At 56.4% G+C, this 24,932-nt stretch carries 10 protein-coding genes; 5 read left to right on the forward strand and 5 right to left on the reverse strand.

The window, feature by feature from the left end; translation table 11 throughout:
* Positions 1 to 256 precede the first annotated feature (256 nt).
* Complete coding sequence (locus Pla52nx_RS20635) at positions 257 to 1,240, forward strand: transglutaminase-like domain-containing protein (protein ID WP_146520876.1); 984 nt, start codon at positions 257 to 259, stop codon at positions 1,238 to 1,240.
* Positions 1,241 to 1,249: 9 nt separating this feature from the next.
* Here the strand turns inward: Pla52nx_RS20635 and Pla52nx_RS20640 are convergent, their stop codons facing one another.
* Positions 1,250 to 2,833 carry an aldehyde dehydrogenase (NADP(+)) gene (locus Pla52nx_RS20640; protein WP_146520875.1) on the reverse strand — a complete coding sequence of 528 codons (1,584 nt, stop codon included), beginning with the start codon at positions 2,831 to 2,833 and terminating at the stop codon, positions 1,250 to 1,252.
* Between the two features lie 74 nt (positions 2,834 to 2,907).
* Complete coding sequence (locus tag Pla52nx_RS20645) at positions 2,908 to 3,771, reverse strand: fumarylacetoacetate hydrolase family protein (protein ID WP_146520874.1); 864 nt, start codon at positions 3,769 to 3,771, stop codon at positions 2,908 to 2,910.
* Between the two features lie 51 nt (positions 3,772 to 3,822).
* On the opposite strand from Pla52nx_RS20645, the gene Pla52nx_RS20650 reads away from it, so the two are divergent.
* From Pla52nx_RS20650 to Pla52nx_RS20660, 3 genes are all read left to right on the forward strand, one after another.
* Complete coding sequence (locus Pla52nx_RS20650) at positions 3,823 to 7,620, forward strand: FG-GAP repeat domain-containing protein (RefSeq protein WP_231742071.1); 3,798 nt, start codon at positions 3,823 to 3,825, stop codon at positions 7,618 to 7,620.
* Between the two features lie 80 nt (positions 7,621 to 7,700).
* The gene (locus Pla52nx_RS20655) at positions 7,701 to 8,255 is read left to right on the forward strand and encodes an alpha/beta hydrolase (protein ID WP_146520872.1); all 555 of its coding nucleotides are present in this window, start codon (positions 7,701 to 7,703) and stop codon (positions 8,253 to 8,255) included.
* 15 nt (positions 8,256 to 8,270) lie between these two features.
* Positions 8,271 to 8,549, forward strand: coding sequence for an alpha/beta fold hydrolase (locus tag Pla52nx_RS20660; RefSeq protein ID WP_146520871.1), 279 nt, complete (start codon positions 8,271 to 8,273; stop codon positions 8,547 to 8,549).
* Positions 8,550 to 8,593: 44 nt separating this feature from the next.
* On the opposite strand, the gene Pla52nx_RS20665 is transcribed toward Pla52nx_RS20660, so the two are convergent.
* Together Pla52nx_RS20665 and Pla52nx_RS20670 are read right to left on the reverse strand one after the other, a co-directional pair.
* Positions 8,594 to 16,489, reverse strand: coding sequence for a Calx-beta domain-containing protein (locus Pla52nx_RS20665; protein ID WP_146520870.1), 7,896 nt, complete (start codon positions 16,487 to 16,489; stop codon positions 8,594 to 8,596).
* 651 nt (positions 16,490 to 17,140) lie between these two features.
* On the reverse strand, positions 17,141 to 18,514 hold the full coding sequence (locus Pla52nx_RS20670; RefSeq protein ID WP_146520869.1) for a hypothetical protein: 1,374 nt from the start codon (positions 18,512 to 18,514) through the stop codon (positions 17,141 to 17,143).
* A 516-nt stretch (positions 18,515 to 19,030) separates the two neighbouring features.
* On the opposite strand from Pla52nx_RS20670, the gene Pla52nx_RS20675 reads away from it, so the two are divergent.
* Positions 19,031 to 24,031 carry an SdrD B-like domain-containing protein gene (locus Pla52nx_RS20675; RefSeq protein ID WP_146520868.1) on the forward strand — a complete coding sequence of 1,667 codons (5,001 nt, stop codon included), beginning with the start codon at positions 19,031 to 19,033 and terminating at the stop codon, positions 24,029 to 24,031.
* Here Pla52nx_RS20675 and Pla52nx_RS20680 read toward each other — a convergent pair.
* Positions 24,028 to 24,906, reverse strand: coding sequence for a LysR family transcriptional regulator (locus Pla52nx_RS20680; protein ID WP_146520867.1), 879 nt, complete (start codon positions 24,904 to 24,906; stop codon positions 24,028 to 24,030). The two genes, Pla52nx_RS20675 and Pla52nx_RS20680, sit on opposite strands and share 4 nt — an antisense overlap.
* Positions 24,907 to 24,932: the final 26 nt, after the last annotated feature.

Below are 24,932 nucleotides of genomic sequence, written 5' to 3' on the forward strand. Positions count from 1 at the left end.
AAGATCCCACCGCTACAGGATCTTTAACAAGATCCACTACCCTAAAAATAAGTTGTCCCAGACCACTATTGGTTGAGCGATCGAAACACCAAAAAACCGACGATATCAAAACGAAGCTCGCCGACGCTCTGCTGAGGCGAATTAGAATAAATGGGATGAAACCCGCACAGTGAGTAGCGATCGGGCGTGAGCCGACATTCTCGGCTCACGCTTCGATCGTTTCTTCGCTCAGTCTGATACTCAGCGATACTTGGCCATGAAATCTGCAAACACATTCTCACGACGAACGTTGCTCGGTGCCGCCACCGCACTGGCTTGCCACTCGTCGATGCGTTGTCTGGCTCAAGACAGTCAGGCAGAAACCACGGCGCCATCGAGATTGACTTACGAGTCGCCCAAAGCCAGTCGGTGGAAGATCGGATTGATTTTGGACACGCCCGTAACCTGCGTGAACGTACAAGCCACTTTTCCTGTTCCGGTGAACTGGCCCGAGCAAGAGGTCACGGTTCGCTCGCAAAACATCGATCCGCGGGTTTCCAAGTGGGCCGTACGCAGCATCGCGGGCGGTGCCAAGCAAGTCGTCCTGCAGATCCCCCAAGTCGTTGCCGGAACAACCGCGGAAGTCACTTTTGAGTTGGATATCGAACGATCGCGAATCATGCCCCCGGCGAAGACCGACGACTTGGTCATCCCCAAAAAGCTCGACCGCGATCTGATGATGTTCATGGGAAAGAGCCCGCAAATCGATTTGACCGCACGCGGCATCCTGGCGGCATCCAAGGAAGTCGCAGAAAAGGAAGCTCAATCCGATTGGGAGCGTGTCGAACTAATCTATGACTACGTGCGTGAGAAAGTTCAGTACGTCGAAGGTGACTTGAAGAACGCGTCAGATGCACTGAAGGACGGGACCGGCGACTGCGAAGAAATGACCAGTTTGTTTGTCGCGATGTGTCGCAATGCAAAGGTACCGGCTCGAATGGTCTGGATCCCCGGACATTGTTACCCAGAGTTTTACCTGGAAGACCCCGAGGGCAACGGACACTGGTTCCCTTGCCAAGCCGCCGGCACCAGACAGTTCGGTCGCATGGACGAGTATCGACCCGTATTGCAAAAGGGTGACCGTTTCAAGGTTCCCGAGAAACGCGAAACGGTTCGCTATGTCGCGGAGTTCTTTAAGTGCGACCGCCGCGGCAGCGGAACACCCCGACCAAACTTTGTACGTGAACAACTCGACGTGTAGTTGACCCTCTCAGCCTTGCACCCACTGGCCGTCAACACGACGCCAAGTTTTTCCGGTCGGTGTTTTGTCTTGCAGGATCGCCGGCAAGCGTGAGGGGCGGACGTTGTCGTAGCTGGTCAGCTTACCGAAACGCAGCAGGCTGCCGGGAACGCCCACAGCGGTGAAACCGGGATGACCGGTGGCCGGGTAGGGACCGCCGTGATTCATTGCGGCGCTAACCGCGACGCCGGTGGGCATCTTGTCGTTGAGCATTCGCCCGACTTTGGGAATCAACTCAAAGGCCACGCGATCGTAGGCGGCATCGTCACTGCCGTCGGTTTCACTGCCCTCGGTTTCACTGTAGATGCAACCGGTCAAGTTGCCTTCCATCCGCGAGATCACTTCGCAGAGTTCGTCCACGTCCTTGGCGACGACCATCAACGACGCGTTCCCGAACGCTTCCGTTTGAAATCCGTCTGGATCGCTCAGGAACGCTTGCCCCGTCGTCCGCATCAGCGTGTTGGCAAGCGCACAACGATTGGGTTCACTTTCACCGCCACCGACCAACAATTCAGCGCCCAGACCGACCAGCGTGGAGATGCTGGCGGAAAGGCTGGACGCGACGGCGGGTGACAGCAGTGTGCCCGATGGCGTCGACGAGTACTTTTCCTTGACCGCGGAAATGAAGTTTTCTGTTGCATCGCCCTCGACCATCAGCACAACACCTGGATTGGTGCAAAACTGACCCGCACCCATCAACGCGCTACCAACAAACTCACCGACGATCTCTTCGCCACGCGTCTTCAGAGCGCCAGGTAGCAGTACCACGGGGTTGACGCTGGAGAGTTCCAGATAGATCGGTTTGCCTGCCGAATCGGCGGCGGCTTTCAATTTCAGGCCGGCATTGCGGCTGCCCGTGTATCCTGTCGCTCCCACACGTGGATCGGAAACCAAACGCTCTCCGTCGGCGTGGCTGGTACGGTAAATCAATTGCACGGTCGCCAGAGGCAAGCTGGTTTGACGCAGCGCTTCCAACGCTTCCACGGCAAACAGTCTTGTCGTTTCGGGGTGCGAACTGTTGGCTTTTCCGATCACGGGGTTGCCAGCGGCGATCGCGGCGGCAAAGTCGCCACCGGAGACACTGCCAAAGGCAAAGGGAAAATTATTGGGACCGAACACACAGACGGGGCCGAGTGGTTCGTAGCACGAGCGAATGCCCGCTTGAGAATCGATCGTCGCCATCGCCCAGTCGCCCGATCTGGCGGCCGCGGCCGCGGCTCGAAGCTGTCCCGTGGTTCGTGGCAGCTCGCCATCGGCCAACCGTGGACTGGCGGGTAATCCGGTTTCGGCCACCGCAGCGGCGACCAATGCGTCCTTGGCGGCGGCGATTCGATCCGCGTAGACCTCCAGGAACTCCGCGATTTTTTCGGCGGGCAAACGACGTAACTCGGCGGCGGCGGCAACCGCTGCGTCCAACGCTGCATCACAGTCCGACCATTTGCTGACGGGGAACGCGGCGTTGAGCTTCTCGTTCTTGTTTGGATCGGTGGCTTGAAAGGTTTCGGTGGAATCAGCGTCGCGCCATTGGCCGGCGATCAATACGGGTTGAGTCATGGATATTTATGTGAGGTTGTGATGGAGAATGTTCAGGTTGGCTTGGGCGTTCCGACTGCGATGTGCGTTTCAACTCAGGCGTCGCCTTGAACGATCGTGTTGCTGAGGGTACCCACGTGGTCGATGGTGATATTGACGACATCACCGGCTTGCAAAGTAAACTCGCTCGTCGGAACGATTCCCGTTCCTGTCATCAGGAATGCGCCTCCTGGAAAGGAGTTGTCGCGGGCGAGCCACCCAACCAGATCATCAAACTTGCGAGCCATGGCGGCCGCTGAGGTCTGTTGATCAAAAACGACTTGATCGTCACGAACGATTTTCAAGTCAACGCCGATTTGATCGACCGGTGGCAAGCTCTCCATGAGCGTGATCCACGGCCCCAGTCCGGCGCATTGGTCGTAGCACTTGGCTTGTGGCAAGTAGAGCGGATTCTCGCCCTCGATGTCGCGAGAACTCATGTCGTTGCCGACGGTCAATCCCACGATTCGCATCTTAGGGTTCAAGACCAGCGTGATCTCTGGCTCGGGCACATTCCAAGTCGCATCATTGCGGATACGCAATGGTTGTCCGTGTCCGCTGACTCGGTGCGGTGTCGCTTTGAAAAACAACTCCGGCCTGTCTGCGTTGTAAACACGATCGTAACAAGATGCAGCGGCCTCGGATTCTTCCATCCGTGCCGTCTGGCTTTTCTTGTAGGTCACACCGGCCGCCCAAACTTCCTGATGGTCGATCGGAGGCAGCCAGCGGGTCTGGGCGTCGATTTCCACCGGAGAATCTGTTTCCAAAGAACGCACGCAGGCGATAGGATCATCCGTTGCCAGAATGTCCGCGAGCGTTTGCGTCGCGGTGCCCGCGAGTTTCAGTGGAATCAATTGGTTGACTTGGACGATCGCCACGCGAGGCGTGTCGGAACCGTCGATAAATTTTGTTACTTTCATAGACGACAACATATCTCATTTACGCTCCCCATGGGAGGATCGGTACGGGTCGTGTCAGAGCAAGAAACCGAAAAAAGTAAGTCGTCGTCCTCCACGCGTTGGGCGGTCGTGGTCGCCATTTTGATCGCACTGGTTGCGATTATCGTGTTGAATCTACCCTCGACGAATGGCCCCAATCCCGCTGGGGGTACCGATGGCATGTCTGGGCCATTGCTGGAGCTCAATCAAGCGCTCGCGGCGACGGAAAACATGGAAACCGCTCAAGCCGCTCCGTTGTGGGAATCGTTAAGAAAAGAGTTCCCTGACGACCCCTCGGTTGCCCTAAACGCCGGCTTGAATGCGGTTTTGCGAGTCGACTCGCTGACGGCGCAGGCAACAGACGGCAACAAAACGAAAGAAGAACAGTCGGCCGCTCGCGGGCAGTTGGGCGCGGCGATCGCAGACGCACGCGTCGCAGTGGACCAGTACGCAAAGATTTCAGGGGATGAAGTCACCAAGGTTTGGTTGGCCAGCCGCGTCGATTCGCACGAAGCCACTTTGGTACCCGCGATGAGCAAATCGTTGCGGCGAAACCTGTTTACCAGATTGATCGACGCGTTGGCCGGTCCGATCGGCGACGATCCTCGCGCGATCATCTTGGGCGGACCGCTGACAGAACTGCTCGCGCAGGTGGAAGACCCTGACGCGTCATTTGGCCCCGGTTCAACGAAAAAAGCCGCTGCCGCACTCGCAAAGTTGTCGGACAATCATCCGGACAACCTGTTCTTGGCGATGAACGCTTTGATGACCGGAGTCGATGTTCAAGACAAAAAGGCGTCACGTTTTGTCGACAGAATGGCCGGCTTGGTGGAGTCGATGCGGCCGACGTTGGTCAAGTACATTGAGTCGGATGGATCGACGATGGAATCACTCGCTCAACGGTTGCGACAAGCCATCGCGGATGGCAAGTGGCAAGACTCGGTTCAGCCAAAATTCATCTGGCGAAATATTTTGACGCCGTTGGAAATCATGCGAACTGACCGACGCAGAACCATGCCCCACCCGCTGGATCGTCTGAGTTTCGATACCCTGCGTCGGCTCAGCGCCGAAGCCGCCGAGGCTAACCCTCTGAAACGAGCCGAAGAGTCGTTGCAGTTTGCCAACGAAGACTTGCAACAAAACGCGAACGTGGCGATCCCGATCGACTGGGACGTTGACTTGGACACCGACATCGCCACAGTCGACGGAGATGGTGTATTAACCATCTGGAACAACGATCTGGACTCGGAGAGTAAATCCACGTGGACGCAATCCGCTTCTTTGAAATTGGATTTCGAACCGACAGGCATGATCGCGACCGAGTTGTTCATGGTCGACTCAAGCAATCCAGAGCGTCTGAAGCGTGACGGAATGACAGTCGCGGACGATGACACGAAAGGGCTCTATGCTCAGAAGGTGCGTCATGACGTGATCCCGGGCATTGTGCTATTCGGTAAGTCCGGTGTGCGTTTGGTCGCGATCGATTCACGGGAAAAGACCGAGGATGCAAAACGATTGACGCTGGTCGATGGCAACACTGGGTTGCAAGATTTAAGTAACGTTCACGCCGTGATCGCCGGTGACATGGAAGGCGACGGCGATGTGGACTTGGTCGTGTCGGCCGACGATGGAATTCACGTTTTCATCAATCGGGGAACACGAACGTTCTTTGAATCCAAGTTACCCGCCAACGGTTTTGATGTCGATGATCCGGCGACTTCGCTTGCCATCGCCGATTTGGACCGTGACTTGGATCTGGACGTCGTCACGGTCCACGCCGCCAGCGGTCGAGTCGGCCTGCTGGAGAACTTGCTGCACTTGCAATTCCGCACTCGCTATCTCGACGAGATCCCCGCCAGCAAGGATGCACACAGTGTTCTGGTCGCCGACGTGGATGGTAATATCGCATGGGACATCATCATCGCCAGTAAATCTGAATCGGCGCTTGCGTTTGGTCGCACGGCTGACGTTGGGGTTTGGAACGTGGAACGGGTCGAAACCGGCAAGGGGTTTGCCGGAGCGTGCTCGTTGGCCGACTTGGACAACGATACGTTTCCCGAACTCGTTGGTGGCGGTTCGGTTTCCCGTCTCGGACCCTGGGGCATCGTTGAGCCGACACCTCTGAACATCGTGACGACATCGTCGCAACCGACACTCGTAGGTGATGTGAACATCGACGGCAAACTCGACTTGCTCTCCGCACAAGAAAACGCCGTGGTCGTGTCCACCAACACGACGCCCTCGGTCGGCCACCATTTGACGGTTCGATTCAGGGGCATCTCAGACAACGCGGAATCGAGCGGTCGCGTGAATCACTACGCCATCGGTTCCGTGCTGGAATTGCGTTTCGGTCCACACTATCGCGCTCAAATCGTTACGTCACCCGCGACACATTTTGGTCTCGATGGATTGCAGTCGGCCAGCAACGTGCGGATCATCATGCCCAACGGGCTGACACAAACGATCGCCGAGCCGACGATCGACGTGGTGCTGGAGGAGGAACAATCACTGAAGGGATCGTGTCCCTATCTCTATTGCTGGGACGGTGAAAAATTTGCGTTTGCGACGGATTGTCTGTGGGCCGCGCCGCTGGGATTGCAAGTCGCCCAAGGCGTCGTCGCTCGCGATCGTCCTTGGGAATACCTCAAGGTCGATGGCGACTTGGTTCAGGCACGTGATGGACAGTACGAATTGCGGATCACGGAGGAGCTTTGGGAAGTCGCCTACATCGATCACCTGGAGCTGACTGCCGTCGATCATCCAGACGATGTCGATATTTGGACCAATGAAAAAGTAGGTCCGGCGAGCATCGCGACACCGACCATCTACAGCTTCGATCAGTCCCAAGTCCGTCAAGTCACCGCTGCGTTGGATACGCAAGGCAACGATGTCACGGATTTGCTACGCGAGAGCGATCAGCAGTTCGTCCAAGGATTCGAATATCGGTTGAGACAAGGACTCTGCCCACCGCACTGGATCGACATGGATTTCACCGGCCAAGTCCCACCGTCACTGGATGACCAACGCGTCTACCTCGTTTTGCGTGGCTGGATCTTGCCGACCGATTCGTCGTTGAATATCCAGATCGACCAAAATCCGGAACTTCCTCGGCTTGAATTTCCGTCGCTATGGGTTCCCGACTCCAGTGGTCAATGGCAGCGCAAGATCGAATCGATTGGCTTTCCCGGTGGCAAAACAAAGACGATCGTGGTGGACGTGACCGACGCGATCAATACTGATGACCCGAGATTGCGAGTGCGAACATCTGCCCAGATCTACTGGGACAGCGCCATGCTGTCCGTGCAAAGCCAGCCCGCTGAGATCAAGCCCCAGACATGCAGCCTTGCATCGGCGGAAGTTGCCCAGCACGGTTTTTCTCAGAAATCACAAGCCAGTCCGCGTCACCCAGAAGTCTACGACTACCAAATCACGTCCAGCCAACCGCGTTGGGCTCCCTTGCGCGGCAAGGTCACTCAGCTTGGCGATTGCGACCCATTGATTCGTTCTTGGGACGATCAGATGGTAGTGATCAGCGGTGGTGACGAGATTCGTGTTCGTTTCAATGTGCCCCCAAATCCGGTTCCCGCCGGGTGGAAACGAGACTTTGTGTTGCACTGTGTAGGATGGGACAAAGACGCCGACTTGAACACTCTGACCGGACAAAGTATCGGACCGTTGCCGATGCGCGAGATGCAATCGTATCCGCCGACTATGCAGAGCCAATCGGCATTCGACGCCGTTGAATCGCTTAACGCAACGCACTTGAATCGCGAGCAATCGTTCCGTGAATTCTGGTACAGGCCGACAGGGTTGCATGACGAGCTAGAATAGAATCGGCATTGAGGCAGGTACGACAGCCGCTGAATTTCCGAACGCACAGTACACGATTACTTCTTACAGGTTGGACTGACATGCCGTACCGTTTCCTGCTGATGCTTTGCTTGGCAGCGATCGCTGCGGCTCCGACACGATGCCAGGACACGAACGAACCCACTCCGCCGGCGACAAAAAAGCCTCAAACGCTCGACGAACTGCTTCTCTTTCACCCGTCCAAATATCCGACGGGGAATTGGCAGCCGGACGGACTGTTGTTCCGCGATGTTGCGTTTGAATCTGGCGATGGGACCAAACTGCACGGCTGGTATTGCCCCTGCGAAAATCCTCGTGCTGTCGTTCTGATCGCCCATGGCAATGCCGGTCACGTTGCATCACGCGCGCCCTGGCTGCGATACCTACAGAGCAACGCGAAGCTGTCTGCATTCATGTTCGACTATCGTGGATACGGACGCAGCGAAGGCACGCCGACGGTAGATGGAGTCTTGCAGGACGCAAAAGCGGCACGAGCGAAGCTGTGCGAATTAGCTAAGGTCTCGGACTCGGAAATGTTGCTGATGGGAGAATCACTGGGCGGCGCCGTGGTCGTTCATTTGGCCGCGGATTCGGCCCCACAAGGTTTGATCGTGTAAAGCAGTTTTTCGTCCATGCGTGATGTCGCCGATGTGCACTTCCCCAAGTTATCCTGGCTGGTCCCACAACAAAAACTCAACTCAAAGACTCAGATTCAACGCTATCACGGGCCACTGTTGCTCAGTCATGGAGACAAGGATCGCACGATTCCCTATCAGCTTGGCCGACAACTTTACGAGTCCGCCAACGAGCCGAAACAATGGGTCAGGATCGAGAACGCCGGCCACAATGACTGGCTTTGTGAAGCCTACTTGCGGCAACTGGAAGGCTTCGTCGCAAGTATCGCCAAGTGAGCCGCGACGCGTCATCGGCCCAGCGTTACGCTGGGCAAACGATCTTACAGAACCCAATTGCCGTCTGTCGAAAGCACATAATCCAATGCGTCTAGCTCGTCGTCTCGGAGAATTCGATCCGTGCCTCCCGAGCTCGAAATGGCCCGCACGAAGTCATACGCAATCGCTTGAACTTGCAGCGAATCGGATGAGAAGTCGACTTCGTCTCGCTTCACGGTCAAGACATCGTTCCCCGTCGTATCGGCAATGACCACGGAGTCTGCGTCCGAACCCGATATCAAGACGACTTCGTCCACCATGTCAGCGTCGTAGAATCGTGTTTCGCCGTTCACTACGATGCGATGCGACCACTGGTGAAACGCCACGTCGGCTGGGTGGATTTCGATGTGGTTGGGCTGGTCGCTCCCGGTGATGATCAGACGAGTCCCAGAGAGACGGACCAACGGTTGCGACGAACTCGGTGTGCTGCTTGGTGGGTTGACGTATTGCACGTTTGCCGACTGAGCCGCTGTCGCTGCGGCAGTGCTGGCGACAAAGTTCGAGATTGGATTGGCCGCGGAAGGGTCAGTCGGGGATTGAGTGGGCGTCGCATTGGTGCTCGATGCGGCGCTGACAGTGGAGCTGGACGACGCGCTGACCACGGGGGTCGGGGTGGTGGTCAAGTTGTCGCTGGTGATCGGCAGCCCGAAGGTCTGACCGCCTCGAGGGCGTGCCAAGACCCGGAACCGATTGACTTGCGCTGCCGCCAATCCGATCTCACCGAAAGAGTAATTCGTGCCGATCTGAGATGGCTGCAACTGAATACCGGTGAAGCGATCGCTGGAAACGGTTCCGGATGAAACACCGCCGATCGTCCCAATGGATTCTGATCCGTCGAGGTAATTGCCAGGGTGAATCTCTGTGATCGAGTACTCGCCAGCGGACAAACCGACGAAGCGATAGATTCCCGATGCATCGGTGGTCGTCTCCAGGTTGACGTCTTCGCCCAACATGGTGGCGCCGACCAGTTGGATGACGACTCCTGGAACCGTCATTTCACCGACTTGTTCAATTCCGTCGTTGTTTGCATCGATCCAGACACGACCGGATATCTCTGCGTCCATGGGGTCGTCGGTCAAGCTGACGGTGTGCGTGGATGCGCCGCCGAGAGAGATGCTGGAGTTGGCATTTGCAAGCGACAGTCCCAACGCGATCGTCTCCGCGTCTTCGATGACCTGATCCTGTACCAAGTTGATCGAGACCGTCTGCGTTGCGCCATTCGTGCTGCCGGCGGCAAAGGTCACGCTGGTGGTCTGCAGCGTGAAGTCGCCCGGTGTGGTCGCTGATCCTCCGGTGACAGCGACATTGGCCGTCAATGGACTTGCCAAGCTGCCGCCGCCAGGAACATTCAATCTCACCAAGATCGAGTGTGAACCAGCAAGTTCCAAGACGTTACTGCTGCTTGCGACAAACTCCACGGTTGCCAGATCATTGTCGGCAATGGACATCGATGCGGAACGATTTGCCGTATCGATCTCGATCGCGTCGTTCCCGCTTGAAATAGACTCAAGCGAAACCGTGACGGTCTCGATGCCTTCCACGCTCGTATCGTCAACGGTCGCCAACGAAAGATCAACGCTGGTTTGTCCTGCAGGGATTGTCACTGTGTTTGCGATCGAGGCAAAGTCCTGCGTTCCTGCCGTTCCTCCGAGGGAGATCGCCACGGTCGTGTCTGTCGAACTGGCCGAAGAGAGGGTGATCCTGGCGGTTGCAGCAACCGCTCCGTTTTCCAAACCGTCACTCAAACGCGAGATCGATACCGTCGCGTTGTCGTTGTCGGTGATGTTCACCGAGGCTTGATTCTCGGTCGTCGACAAACTCAACAGTGGACTCCCGCTACTGATCGAATCGAGTGTCAGCACGACGGTTTCAGTCGGTTCGACCACGGCGTCATCCAGAGGTTGCAACGTGATGGTCGCGGACGTCTGACCGGCGGGAATGGTCACGCTGCCGGGCAGGGCGTTGAAATCGGATTGCGACGTGGCTGTTCCCGCGACCGTGTACGAGACGACCGTATCGGTCGTGGAAACACCGCTCTGTGAAACCGTCCAAGTACCTGCGGTCGTGTTTGCTTCACTCGCATTGCCCGCGGAGACAATGCGAATCACGCCGGTGTCATCGTCCGCGAGGATCATTTCTGCAGCAGACGCAGACGTGTCGATCTGGGCACGGTCGTCGCCGCTGACCGTTTGTGTCAGCGTCAATAAAACGGTTTCTTGTCCTTCGATCAAATCATCCTGGATCACGGGGACTGTGACGGTCGCCGATGTCTGACCCGCGGGAATGGTCACCGTCCCGGAAAGTGCGGTAAAATCGATGTCTTGAGACGCCGTACCGCCGATCGTGTAATTCAACACCGTATCGACCGCTGAAACACCGTCCTGTGTGACAGTAAACACTCCGTTGACTAGTCCGCTCTCATCCGCATTGCTGGTGACCGCGACAGAAATCAGGCCGGATTCGTCGTCAACGATCGTTGCAGTGGCTGATGACATCGTCGCGTCGAGCGAAACGTCAGGATCAGAGGCGGTGATCGAATCAAGCGTGACGATGATGGTTTCCGCCGACTCCAACAGTTCGTCATCCAAAATGGAAACAACAATGCTGGCTGAAGTTTGACCTGCGGGGATCGTGACCGATTGACTTGTGATTTGGAAATCATCGCCCGACGTCGCGGTTCCACTGACCGCCAATTGGATGACCGTATCGACGGAACTGACGGCACTCTGAGTCACCGTGAAGGAGGCTGGCGAAGCCCCCGATTCGCTGCCGTCGCTTTCCAGCTCAATGCTGACAGTCGCCGAATCATTGTCGACAATCAACAAGGTCAACGAGTCCTCTTGGGGATCAATGGTGATTCCGCCGTTGGACTGCACGACTTGATCAAGTGTGATCAGGACGGTTTCGTCTGCTTCCACGATTCCATCGTCGACAACCGGCACTGGAATGGTCACTGAAGTCGAGCCGGATGGGATCGTGACCGTCCCCGATAGAGCAGTGTAGTCATCGCCACTGGTTGCAGTCCCGCCAATGGTGTACCCGATCAAGGTGTCGCTGGAACTGACCGCTGATTGCGTGATCGTGAATTGGCCGGACGAGTTGGAGTCTTCAGCTCCGTTGTTATCGAGCGAGACTTGAATCAATGCGGTGTCGTTATCGACGATGTCGATTGAGGCGTTGTCGGCGGACGTATCCAAAGCCAAAGCGTCGTTCGAGCTTGTCACTGCGACCAATTGAACGGAAACACTTTCTGTCGATTCGACGGTGGCATCATCGATGACAGGGATCTCGATGGTCGCAGTGGTTTGGCCAGCCGGAATCAATACGGTTCGACTGACAGCAGTGAAGTCTTCCGACTCCGTTGCCGTTCCGCTGATGGTCAATGTCACGGTGGTGTCGCTGTCGGACACGCCGTCTTGTGTGACCGTGAATAGTCCTGGAATCTCGCCGGCTTCGGCAGCGTTGCTTGTAGCGGCAATGCTGATCAGGCCGCTTTCGTCGTCGGTCAAGTCGATCGTGGCGGTCTGTTGGGCGGCATCGATCTCCAATTGAGCGTCACCTGAAACGCCTGTGATTTGCAACGTGATCGTCTCGTCGCCTTCGATCATCGAATCGTTGATCGCGGTAACACTGACATCGACCGACAACTGTCCCGCCGGGATGACGGCGGTGCCGCTGAGTCCGATGTAATCGGTGTCCAGCGAAGCCGTACCGGTGACGTTGTACTGGACGGTCGTCGGAGTGGTTGTGACAACCGACTGCGAAACCGTAAACAATCCCGTGACACTTCCAGACTCTGGAGCATTTCTGGTTGCGGACACCGAAACCTGTGGAATGTCATCATCCGAGATCAAAACGGTTGCAGAGGAGGATGCACTCAGCGTCACGTCACTGTCACCAGCGGTGATGGCAGTCAGAGACACAATCACCGACTCTGCTCCTTCCGCGATCGCATCATCGAGTACGGAAACATCGATGGACGCCGTGGTTTGACCGGCCGGGATGGTGACGCTGCCACTGAGAGCGCTGAAATCAACGCCCGAAGTGGCAGTGCCGCTGACCGAGTACTGAATGATCGTGTCGGTGGCGCTCACTGCAGATTGTGTTACATCAAACCGACCACTTTGCGTGTTGGCTTCTCCCCCATTGCGACCAGCGGCGATCGAAATGGTCGCCGAATCGTTGTCCAGTATCTGAATAGCGGCTGTAGTGCCTGCTGGATTGATCGTGATGCGGTCGGTCAATCCACTGGTCACACTATTCAACGTCACTCGAACGTTTTCTGTTGCCTCGACAACCGCGTCGTCATTCACGATCACAGAAATGACGCCGGTCGTTGCACCTGCGGGCAAAGTGATGACGCCTGAAAGCGAATCGTAATCGACTCCCGCGTTGGCACTACCCGAAACGGTGTACGCGATCGTTGTCGCTTGTGCGCTCGGTGAACTGAGTGTGATCGTAAAAGAACCGTTGACATTGTTGTTTTCAGCGCCGTTCTGTGTCGCCGCGACACGAGCCGTTGCGGTGTCATCGTCGTCGATGGAAATGCTGGCGGATTGATTGGCAGAGTCGATGACCAGTGCAGAGTCACCCGCGAGCGATGTGATCGTCAACGTCAGGGACTCCGATCCCTCCACGATCAAGTCGTCCAGGACAGCAGCGCTGATCGTTGTACTCGTTGCGTTCATGGGAATCACGGCCGTCCCGCTCAATGCAGTGAAATCTGCACCTGAGGATGCAGTTCCCGAGATGGTGTAGCTGACGACCGTATCGACGTCGGTCGCAACGGTCTGCGTCAGGGTAAAGACACCTGCGGTTTGGTTGGACTCCGATCCGTTTGTTGTACCGCTCACACCGACTTGAGGCGATTCATTGTCACTGATCAGCACGGTTGCTGCGTTGGTTCCTCCAAGCGAGATTCCTGGATTGCCGTTGCTGATGGATGTCAGCGTGACAATGACGGACTCGGAGCCTTCGGCGTCGGAGTCATCCAGCACGGGGACGCTGATGGCGGCGGAGGTAGATCCGGCCGGGATCGTGACGCTGCCGCTGAGCGGTGTGAAGTCTTGGCTCGACGTTGCTGTACCGCCGACGGTGTAGTTGACGACGGTCGGTGCGGAACTGGTCGCACTCTGGGTGACGAGAAAGCGACCCGGGGTGGGGCCTTGCTCGCTGCCATTTGCATCGGCGGCTATCGTGATCGTTGCAGAATCATTGTCGGCAATGTTGAGGGTCGCCGCTTGGTTGCTCGAGCCGATGGTGATCAGTCCGGTGTTTCCTGCGGTGACTTGATTGAGCGTGACGATGATCGACTCGGAGGATTCCACCAAGTTGTCCTCCCGCAGCATCACGTTGATGGTGGCAGTGGATTGATTCGCAGGCACGGTGACGCTGCCGCTGAGTGTGTCGAAATCAGAGTTCCCTGTTGCGGTGCCCGACACCACGTAGCTGAGTGTGGTTGCTGTCGAGCTGGCTTTGCTCAGGGTCACGGTCAACGGGATCGCGTTTGAATCTGCTTCGGTAACGTTCTGTGAGCCCGAGATCGTCGCGGTCGCGGTATCGTTGTCCTCGATGCTGATTGTGGCGACACGGTTTGCGTTGTCGATCATCAGGGTCGAAGTACCTTGGATGTTCGAAAGGGTCACGATCACGGTTTCGCTTCCCTCGACCAGGCTGTCGTTCAACACGGGAACTTGGATGATTGTTGATGTTTGACCGGCGGGGATCGTCGCCACGCCGCTGAGCGTTGAGAAATCCTGTCCAGCCGCGGCAGTCCCCGTGACCGTGTAGGCGACTTGCGTCTGCGTCGCCGTCGCGATCGACTGCGACAGCGTTAATTGTCCCGCGACCGTGTTCTGTTCTTGTCCGGAGCGGGTTGCAGCGATGGAGACAAGTGGAGTTTCGTTGTCCGTGATGGCGATGGTTGCTTGGTTGGCAGTTGGGCTGATGCTGATTTCGCTGTCACCGCCAGATATTGACTGCAGCGTGACGATGACCGTCTCGTTTCCTTCGACGATCGAGTCATCCAAAACCGACAAGTTGATCAGGGCACTGGTTTGGCCCGCCGGGATCGTGGCAGTCAAACTTGGTGAAGCGTAGTCGGAGCCGACGGTTGCCGTGCCCGCCAGCGTGAATGTGACAGACGTGTTGGTTGAGCTGACGGCAGATTGCGTCACCATGAACTGACCACTGACCGGGCCGGCTTCGGCGCCGTCTCGGACCGGCGAGATGCTGAGTGTCGCGTTATCGTTGTCCGTGATGTTGATGGACGCTGAGTTTTGTGTCGTGGAGATACTGACACCGGGGCTGTTGCTGGTGATCGAGTTGATCGTCAGCGTCACTGTCTCGGTTGATTCGACGATGGCATCATCCAGCACGGGAATCACCACACTGGCGGTGGTCGAGCCGGCAGGGATCGTTGCCGTTCCGCTTCGCGGCGTGAAATCCTGTCCCGAAATTGCCGTGCCAGCGATGGTGTAGGAGACCACCGTATCCACATCGCTGGTCTTTGTCTGAACGAGATTGAATGCGCCGCTGACCGTGCCTGCTTCGTTGCCGCTGTTGCCCGCGTCGACACGCAGGATTGCCGTGTCGTCATCGATGACATTGAGCGTGGCTTGGTTATTGCTACCGACAAAAATGTTCGCGTCGCCGCTGCTGATGGAATCAAGTCGCACGGTGAGCGACTCTGAACCTTCGATGTGATTGTCCTGCAACACGGGTACATTCAGCAAAGTCATGGCGGAACCCGCCGGAATCGTGACTGTGCCGGACAACGCCGCGAAGTCGGTACCTTGGGTGGCTGTCCCGCCTGAAACGCTGTAGCTGATGACAGTATCGGTCGAGCTGATTGCGGTTTGAGTGACCATGAACTGGCCGGACACTAAACCGGCTTCATTCCCATCACGTGATTTCGCGATGCCGACCGTCGCGCTATCGTTGTCGAGCAAGTCGATCGAGGCGACGTTGCTGCTGCTGTCGATGCTAACACCCGCGGCACTGCTGGTGATCGAACCCAATGTGATGATGATGGACTCGGTTTCTTCGACCAACTGATCATTGATCGGGATCACATTGATGGTTGCGGAAGTGCTATTGGCCGGAATGGTGACCGTTCCACTGAGGGCGTTGAAGTCCGTGCCACTGGCTGCTTGCCCACCCAGAGTGTAGCTGACGACTGTGGGGGTCGTTGTGCTGACGGATTGACGAACAGTGAAGACGCCAGCGGTTCCGGATTCATTGGCATTGGTTGTGTTCACGATCGAAACGGTTGGGCTGGCCGGCGCCGCAATCATGATGGACGTGCCATCAAAGGCGATGTCACTGGCTGGAACCGCGCCACTGGGGATGAAGTATTCCACACGGTTGGTGCTGGAAGCATCCTGAGACAGCCCCAAGTTCAACGTTCCCACTGCATCGGCACGAAACGGAAAGCTGAACAGCAGAAAGGAGCCATCGGCAGGATTGGGTAGTCCCGCACTGCCGCCACCAGCAGCATCGATTCGGCCATCGACAGATGTGTCGCCAAGTTGGCGAATGGGGAACTGTGCGCCGTGAGTCACGCCACTCTGTGTCAGACTGATCAGTTGGGTGTCGTAGACGACGTCAAAGTAAGCTTGAAAGACTCCCGACGGGGAGTTTTGCCGATTGTCTTGAATAAAAACCTGTGCTTCGTAGTCTCGGTTCAACGTCAGCGTGGAAACTTGTGCCGACGGCGTGCTGGACTCCGCAAACTTCACCTCCACGCAGACATTCGCGTCACAGGCGAGCAGGCGACGGTCCTCCAGCAGCTCACCGAAAACCCGTCGACGAACACTATTGCGGCGACGAAGCGTTCCGCTGTGACGATCGGTCGATCGAGAGTTCTGTTTTCGCGATGGACGTTTGATGTGTTTCCACATGAAAGCTTTGCCTTGCCTGCGTTAACGATGCCTGCGTTGACCATGCTGAGGACGGCATGGTGATAATGGATCTGCGTCGAGCAACAGAAAATGTCGATCTGGACGGGTTTTCAATGATCATTGCCGTTTTGGACGAAGACTAACTTTGATCCCTCATTGGGAGTGAAGTTCCAGGAAATCGGGGCCTCAAATAGCTCCCATTCGGCTTTTGAGGGTTGTGCAGGTTTGATCGAGACGGCTGATCGGCTCGAATAGTGCCGGTCATCGTTTAACGACAAGCCGCAGGCGTAATCGCCACACCATCCGGCCAGGCCCGCAGGGTGAGGCTGGGCTACTGCAAAATTGACTCCCTGTTTCGGCGTTATTAGGAATGGCAAAACGCTGGGCGGGGCACGCTATCGACTTGGAAAGTCGAGCGACAATTGTCGTTCGACTTTCCAAGTCGAAAACGAACACCACCATCCGCCCAAACACAAGCCATACGTTGTGTGCCGTGCGGCGTAACGGTTACCTCGATGGATTGTTCTCGGCGAAATCGCTCGCCGGATCCGAAACAAAAAAAGGCGTCGCCATCATTAGACGGCAACGCCTGAGTCGTTGATCTTGACGAGGGACGTCTTGCATCCCGTCGTCGGTGAACCGCGTCGGTGATCAGTTCAAGATGAACTCATCGATCTCAAAGGTTTCCAGAGCCATGAAGGCGATATCGACGAGGCCTGGGGTGAGTTCCCGGATGAAGGTGTCATCGGGATGGTCTCCTGCAGCCAACGTGCTGATGCCCTTGAGACGCGATCCTGCGATCACACTCAAGGTATCTTTGCCGCCCAACAGGTTGATGGTCACGTCGTCTTCGACCGTGGTTTCCTCAAAGAGTACTTCGTCGCGGTGGTCACCGCCGTCGATTTCCAGATCGTCACCGAGGTCTGATCGCAGGAATGCGACGAAGCTTTCGCCATCGCCGAGGTCGAAATCGACCAAGTTGATGATAGAGGTGTCGGTGATGTTGACGTTATCGACGCCTTCGTCGCTGGAGAGTGTCAACGAACCTCGGATGTCACCGGTCACGATCGAAGTGTCGCTGCCGAAGGTTCCCGTTCCGTTGTTGATGATCACATCGTCGGTAATCAATGAATCCGTGATCGACAGAGTATCAAGACCGACACCGTTGGTGATTTCCAATACGGTTCCGGCAATCGAAACACCGATGTCGCTCATTTCGATGGAAACGTTGTTGTGCCCGTCGCCGTTGTCGATCGTTACTGTTTCTTTAACATCAGTTTCATGCAGACTGACGCGGTCATTTCCATCACCTTGCGAGATATCGATGCTGCCACCGATGATCGGCTGTGTGTTCATACCGAACACGACTTTGTCGTCACCGGCTCCATTGTCGATCGTGACGTCACCATCGATCTCTGCGGCGAATACGAACACGCTATCAGCGGATGCTCCGTTGATCACGTCGAGATTACCGTCGAGGATGCTGTTGTTGACAACCATCAGGGTGTTGTTGCCTTCACCACCGACGAACGAAGTGTCACCGATGATTGTTGATGCATCAATCGTCAAGTTGTCTTCGTCGATACCGCCGATCACGGACAACGCGCCCGAGACACGCGTGTTGATCAAGCTGAACGTATTCTGCCCGGTCGGGTCCGTGATCGTGACGGGGCCGGTCACAGCCAGTTTGTTCGTCGCGTCTGCGCCTCGGATCACGAACGTGTCGCTGCCGGTTGCGAGATCAACGGTTACAGAGGTCACTGGATCATTGATGAACGTATCACCGTTGACGATGGTCGGCAGACCGTTGACGACGGTACCGATCACACGATATTCGCCGGGGTTATCGCCGGGGACCAACTCGACCCCGTTTCCTTCTCCGTCACCAGTGATAGTCAGAGCGCCGGCGGCATAGGTCGCCAGGACGTCACCCGCCAACATTTGTCGACTTTCCAGCGTGTCGATTCGCAGCGATCGACGTCGCGACGTTCGGCGTTTCTTACGATTGGGGAATAGCGCAGACATTTTTTGCATCAACCTAGATTGAGTGATTGGATCGCCATCCCTAACGGTAAGTCTCGGGCACGCCAACGAGCAACTGTAAGCACCAACATCAAAACGTTTGTACCGATTTGTTCGCTCGTATCAGTCGTACCATTTCCATTCCCTTGTAGTTGCACCTTTGTGGCGCGTCAATTCTCCGGAGGGGTAAAATAGAAACAATCATTTTGAGCACTCGATACATCCAGTACTTCCTGCCCAGCCGGACTTGGTGACGTGCGTTACGCAGAGCCCCCAGATGATTCTGCAAGCATCAAAGCTTGCAATGGTTGCACTATTCGATTTTTCTTTGCAAGCGGACCGTACGAGTATTGATTGCCGCTGTTTATGCTGTAGAGGTTGCAGCGAATCGTCGGTTGAAGCGGCGAGCGCTCATTGTGTGGATTCTTGAAGTCCAAACGGGTGGTTGTTTTTCGAGCTGGGACGCGTAATTGATTGCAGGACGCATTAGCGAATGTGTCTGTCGGATCTGAGCGTTTCATGAAATCCTGGTTGCCGAATCGTTCCCTGTCGCGATCAAAGACTCGCAGGCCGTCCAGCCGCGCGAAGCGCCAGCGATTGACTCGGACACTGCGTTTGCAGCGATTCGAATCCCGCATGATGTTGGCCGGCGATGTCGTCTTCATGGAAGACTTTGAATCGGGCGACGGCGGATTCACCGTGGACAACACCGGTGGTTCCATTTTGGGGCAGTGGCATCATTCGATCGGTCGCAGTCGTGATGGCTTGCCCGGACACTCTCCCACCCACGCGTTTTACTATGGACAGTTTGAAACGGTATTGGGCGGCGGACGATATCCGGTTTTTACGGATCATCAAGGTACGCTGACATCGCCTGAAATTGAACTTGGTTGTGGCGTCAACACGCTTAGTTTTAGCTATCTGCTCGACACAAGAGATCCGCTGGATCAGGACTTTGCCGAGGTCCGAATCATTGATGTCTCAAGCGGCACCAAGACCTTGATAATGTCTCGAGCGGGAGGCGAGATAATCGAAGGTGACTACCGTTGGCACCAAGCGACCGCTGATATCAGCCAGTGGGAAGGCAAGACGATTCAAGTTGAGTTTCTGTTTGACACCGGAGACGCCGAACCGATAGATCCAGAGGGTTGGTACATCGATGACATTCTGGTCACGAACGAACCGCATGATGGATTCGTTGACGGAGTTGTGTTCGAGGACATCAACGGCAACGGCGTGCGCGACACCGCTGAACCGGGGCTATCCGGATGGGAGATTCGTGCTTATCGCGATGCAAACGGTGACGGAAAACTGGACCAATCGGAGTTCGATGCTGGACCGGCCGTTTCCGACTTCACCAGCAATGGTCTCACCGATAAAGATGCTGACGGAAATCCAGACGCAGTGGGTTTCTATCGCATCGATGTTCCCGCAGGTGAGTACATTGTCGTCGAAGGTTTACTCAATGGTTGGCAGCAGTCTTTGCCGGGGCAAGTGGTTCTCGACAACGTTGTTTCGGGATCGACGGCGGTCGGAGAGTTGGGCTACGCGGTCGTGATCGAATGTGACCAAGCCACGCAAGGGTTCGACTTCGGCAATTTTGAAACCATCGACGTTTCGGGCCGAAAGTTCGAAGACGCCGATGCGAACGGATTGTTTGACCTTAACGCAGGCGATTCGGCTTTGCCAGGTTGGCAAATCCATGCCTACCAGGACAACGGAACGACAGTCGGAGCGTTGGACCCAGGCGACACACTCGTCACGACCGTGACGACCGATTCCAACGGCGAGTATCGTTTCGACTTGGTGCCGGGCGATTATTTGATCGTCGAAGAACAGCGGAGTGGTTGGCGGCAATCAACACCGACCACGGACGTGGGTGGCAATACCGTCGGTCACGCGTCTGATGGATTCTCGTTGGCAGTGCGCTCGGGTGACTCGCTGACCGACGTCGACTTCGGCAACTACGTGACCGGGTCGATCCATGTGTTCAAGTTCAACGACTTGAACGCGGATGGGGTCCACACGAGCAACGAGCCAGGTTGGGCAGGGATCACGATTTCGTTGATGGGCGTCGATGGTTTGGGAAACACATTACCAACGATCACGGCAACCACGGACGCATCGGGAAACGTTGACTTCACCGACTTGATCCCCGGCGTGTATTCGGTCACCGAGATCCTGCCGTCCATGAACCTCGCTTCGACGCCCGTGAACGTGACGGGTATCGTCGTCAGCAGCAGGCAAGAATGGGTTGCAGTGGCCAACCAAGCCGCCTTGCCTGCGGACTCGCTAAAACGCGAATCGATCTTGGACGCCGATTTGGATGGTGTTTCGGATCTTGCGTTTGGCAACTACCTCCGCGGTTCGATTCACGGTCAGAAATTCAACGACATCAACGCCAACGGGATCAAGGACATCGATGAGCCGGGCGTGAACGGAGTCAGTTTTTCGCTTTCGGGGATCGATTCACAGGGCAACGCGATCTTGCCTGTTCGCACCACAGTGTCGATGGACATGGACTTGGACGGCGACGGTTCGATCGATCCGTTGACCGAGCGGGGTTTGTTCTGGTTTGCCGATTTGGACCCGGGGACGTACACCGTCACGGAAACCGTTCCCAACAACAGTGTGGCCACGACGGGGAGTTCCGTTGGCGGGATTGTGCTGACCAGCGGTGTCGAGTTCGTAGCCGCTGCAGGTCAAGCGATGTTGGCGGCGAATTCTGCAAAGCAAGAGCAGGTTCTTGATCGCGACAACGACGGGGTAGCGGATCTCGCGTTTGGAAATGCACTCAAGAGTTCCATCGTCGGGCACAAGTTCGAGGACTTGGACGGCGATGGGATCGAAGACCTTGGCGAGCCTCGGTTGAACGGTTTTGTGGTCGAACTGCTGGTGGAAACCAATGGCGTCTTCGTCATTGCCACCGACAGCAATGGCAATGCGCGTCGAACGGTCACCGCCGATCGTGATCTCAATGGCGACTCGACGATCGATCCAGTGACCGAGCGAGGGCTTTATTGGTTTGACGGGCTGAGCGAAGGAATCTATCGGGTGCGAGAGGTTCTGACGGCGACTCAAGTCGACCGAAGCTGGCGGCAATCGACGGCGTCGGCTGGCGACATCTCGCTGCCCCTTGGTGCGGCCGTGGTTGCGATTTCAGGGCAATCGATCGGCGGGCAGCAAGAAACTGTCCTAGCAGACTTGGCCATCGGCAATTACGTGCTCGGCTCGCTGCACGGTCAAGTCTACAACGACATCAACGGCAACGGTGTCCAAGATCCTGGCGAGACGGGACTCGACGGCGTGACAATCACGCTGTCGGGGATAGATGGCAAGGGCGTTGCGATTGGGAGCCGGTCATTTGTCACCACCAGCATGGACCTGAACGGCGATGGTTCGATCGACTCACTGACAGAGAGAGGCCTGTACGGTTTCACCGATTTGGCCCCTGGCACGTACACCTTGACGGAAGTGGTTCCCGCGGGCAGCTCTTTGACGACGCCGAATCCCGTGGTCGATGTCTCCGTTTCTAGTCGAATGGAGTGGGTTTCCGGCGTCGGGCAAGCGATGTTGGGCAGCGGTGCGGCGAAGGTGGAGATGGTCTTGGACCGCGACACCGATGGTGTGCCCGATTTGAATTTCGGCAACGCGGGCAATCTGGATTTCGGTGATGCACCTAGTCCGTCCTTCCCAACGTTGCTCGCCAGTGATGGTGCACGTCATGCGATCGTGCCGGGTTTTCATCTCGGTGCGTTGATTGATGCGGAACCTGATGGGCAGCCGACCGCCGCTGCGGATGGCGACGATAACGCTGGTGTCGACGACGAAGACGGAGTGGTGTTTGCCAATCAAATCCTTGCCGGATTCACCAGCGAAGTCACGGTGACCTTGGCGAATGATGACCCAGATAACCGAGACGCGTTACTCAACGCTTGGATCGATTTCAACGGCGATGGTGCGTGGGATTCCGGCGAGCAGATTTTCACCGACTTGGCGTTGACTGCGGGCGCACAGACATTGACGTTCAATGTCCCGCTGTCGGCGACGTTGAACGAGCCGCTCGTGACGCGATTCCGATTGAGTTCGACGGGCGGACTACCAAGTGACGGCAGCGGCTTCGCCATCGATGGCGAGGTGGAGGACCACACCGTCACGATCCGGGGATTTGATTTCGGTGATGCCTTACGAATCGATGGAGGTACGCCTACTTATCCGACATTGTTAGCGGACGATGGTGCTCGCCACATCATCCAGCCGGGGTTCTATCTCGGCAGCGATACGGAACCCGACGCGGAGAGCGATGGCCAGCCAACGGTTCTGTCCAATGGTGATGATGCCGACGGGACTGACGACGAAGACGGGGTGGTGCTGCGAACCGCTGCGGTTCAAGGACAAAGCAACGAGATCGATGTTCTGGTTCCGTCGACCTTTGGACAAGGGTTTCTCGATGCGTGGATCGACTACAACTTGGACGGTGACTGGGATGATCCTGGGGAGCAGATATTCTCAAGCCAGTCGCTGTCCTACGACGGATCGACGGGACTGAATATTTTATCATTCACGACACCGCTGCTGGCTGATGTGCTGCAAGACTTTGTAGCGCCCGCCAGATTCCGAGTCAGTCGTGCGGGGGGCTTAAGTCCTGGAGGTCTTGCGATGGACGGTGAAGTCGAGGATCACTTGATCACCATCACGGCACAAGACCCGGCCTTTGACGGTGGAGATGCCCCGACGGCGGCGCAGTCAGGCTTTGCAAAGAGTTACCCGACGCTGATCAGCAATGATGGGGCGTTTCATCAGATCTTGGAAGGGTTGCATTTAGGCAATGCGGTTGACGATGACGGTTTCACGGGTTTGCCCACGTCGATGGCCGATGGGGACGACGTCAGTGAAGCAGATGATGAAGACGGTGTCGTGATTCCAGAGTTGACCGTCGATATCGGTAATGTTGCCGTCGTGTCGGTACCGCAAACCACCCTGGATCTAGGCGGACGATTAGATGCCTGGATCGATTTGAACCGAGATGGCGATTGGGACGATGCCGGAGAAAGACTGACACCGGCGGGTGGTCAACTGCTGACGACGCTGACCACTGAAATCAATTTGCCGGCTGTCGCAACAGCAGGAAACAGGTACGCAAGATTTCGACTCAGTTTGACCGGCGGCCTTTCTCCCGGTGGCAGCTTGATCAATATCGACCCCGTCACCAGCGAAGGTGATAACATCCCTGGCGAAGTCGAAGACTACTTGGTTCGTGTCGTTTCATCGCCGTCCGAGGCTCCCATCACGAAACGTCGCTTCATCGTCTCATCGTTGGAAAATGATTCAACGCCTGCAACCACATCTGCAACCACGCAAGCATCGTCCACTGTCCCCATGACCTCGCGATCGGGAACGGTGGTTGCGGCGGCGACAACCAATGCCAATGTCACGCCGGACAGCCATGATGCGGTGTTCGCGGAATTGGGGCAGCCGACTGTTTCTTCGCGACGACTGATGCTGACCTCCAGTCGCTAGCACTTGGAGTATCCGAGCAGGTTTTCACGGAACGCGGTCAGCAGGCGACTTTGGAATCGATAGGGGTTCCAAACGGCGACGATCGTTCGTGTCGGCTTGATGCCATGAAGTCGTCGGTACACGCGACGTTTGCTGGTGTCTAGCTTTTTTGCCATCGCAGGGATCATCGACACACCGTGCGAGAGTGACACCAGTTCTTGGACCATTGCGAGTTGACTGGTGCGTTCCACTGCGACGGGATGTACGGATCCTTGTCGGCAAAACGATGTGATATTGTCCGACAAACAGTGTGCTTCGTCTAGCAAAACGAACGGGTAGTGCTCAATGTCACTGAGTCGGATCTGTTTTTTGTTGGCCAGCGGATGATCCAAGGGCAACACGAGACTCAATTCCTCCGTAAACAGCTCTTCGATCTCCACATAGCGGGCCGGCACGGGCAAGGCCATGATGGCCACGTCCAGTTCTCCCTGCTTGATTCGATGCAAGAGTTGATCCGTGATGTCTTCTTGGACAATCACCGAAGCCTTGGGATAGGCATCGGCAAATTGACGGAGCAGCCCTGGCAGAAAGAAAGGAGCGACCGTGGGGATCGCGCCGATTCTGATTCTGCCGCTCTGTCCGTCGTCGCAGATCTCAGATTTGGCATCCTCAAAGATCAAGAGGATTTGTTCGACGCGTTTTTGAAACAGCAAGCCGGCGTCGGTCAAGTCCACCGATCGAGGCTTGCGTTCGAACAGTGGTTGCCCCAACTCATCCTCCAGTCGCTGAATGGAACGACTCAGCGCAGGCTGGGAAAGGTGCAGGCGTTCAGCGGCACGGGTGAAATTCTTCAGTTCCGCGACGCACTGAAAGTGCCTGAATTGATCCATGTCCATCTAGAAAAAACCTGTACGATCGAGAT

This window comes from Stieleria varia, assembly GCF_038443385.1.
GTDB classification, from domain to species: domain Bacteria; phylum Planctomycetota; class Planctomycetia; order Pirellulales; family Pirellulaceae; genus Stieleria; species Stieleria varia.

What these genes read in the sequence shown, in the direction of transcription:
- Pla52nx_RS20635 (WP_146520876.1), top strand. Translation starts at nt 257, where the DNA reads ATGAAATCTGCAAACACATTCTCACGACGAACGTTGCTCGGTGCCGCC.
- Pla52nx_RS20640 (WP_146520875.1), bottom strand. Translation starts at nt 2,833, where the DNA reads ATGACTCAACCCGTATTGATCGCCGGCCAATGGCGCGACGCTGATTCC.
- Pla52nx_RS20645 (WP_146520874.1), bottom strand. Translation starts at nt 3,771, where the DNA reads ATGAAAGTAACAAAATTTATCGACGGTTCCGACACGCCTCGCGTGGCG.
- Pla52nx_RS20655 (WP_146520872.1), top strand. Translation starts at nt 7,701, where the DNA reads ATGCCGTACCGTTTCCTGCTGATGCTTTGCTTGGCAGCGATCGCTGCG.
- Pla52nx_RS20660 (WP_146520871.1), top strand. Translation starts at nt 8,271, where the DNA reads ATGCGTGATGTCGCCGATGTGCACTTCCCCAAGTTATCCTGGCTGGTC.
- Pla52nx_RS20665 (WP_146520870.1), bottom strand. Translation starts at nt 16,489, where the DNA reads ATGTGGAAACACATCAAACGTCCATCGCGAAAACAGAACTCTCGATCG.
- Pla52nx_RS20670 (WP_146520869.1), bottom strand. Translation starts at nt 18,514, where the DNA reads ATGTCTGCGCTATTCCCCAATCGTAAGAAACGCCGAACGTCGCGACGT.
- Pla52nx_RS20675 (WP_146520868.1), top strand. Translation starts at nt 19,031, where the DNA reads ATGAAATCCTGGTTGCCGAATCGTTCCCTGTCGCGATCAAAGACTCGC.
- Pla52nx_RS20680 (WP_146520867.1), bottom strand. Translation starts at nt 24,906, where the DNA reads ATGGACATGGATCAATTCAGGCACTTTCAGTGCGTCGCGGAACTGAAG.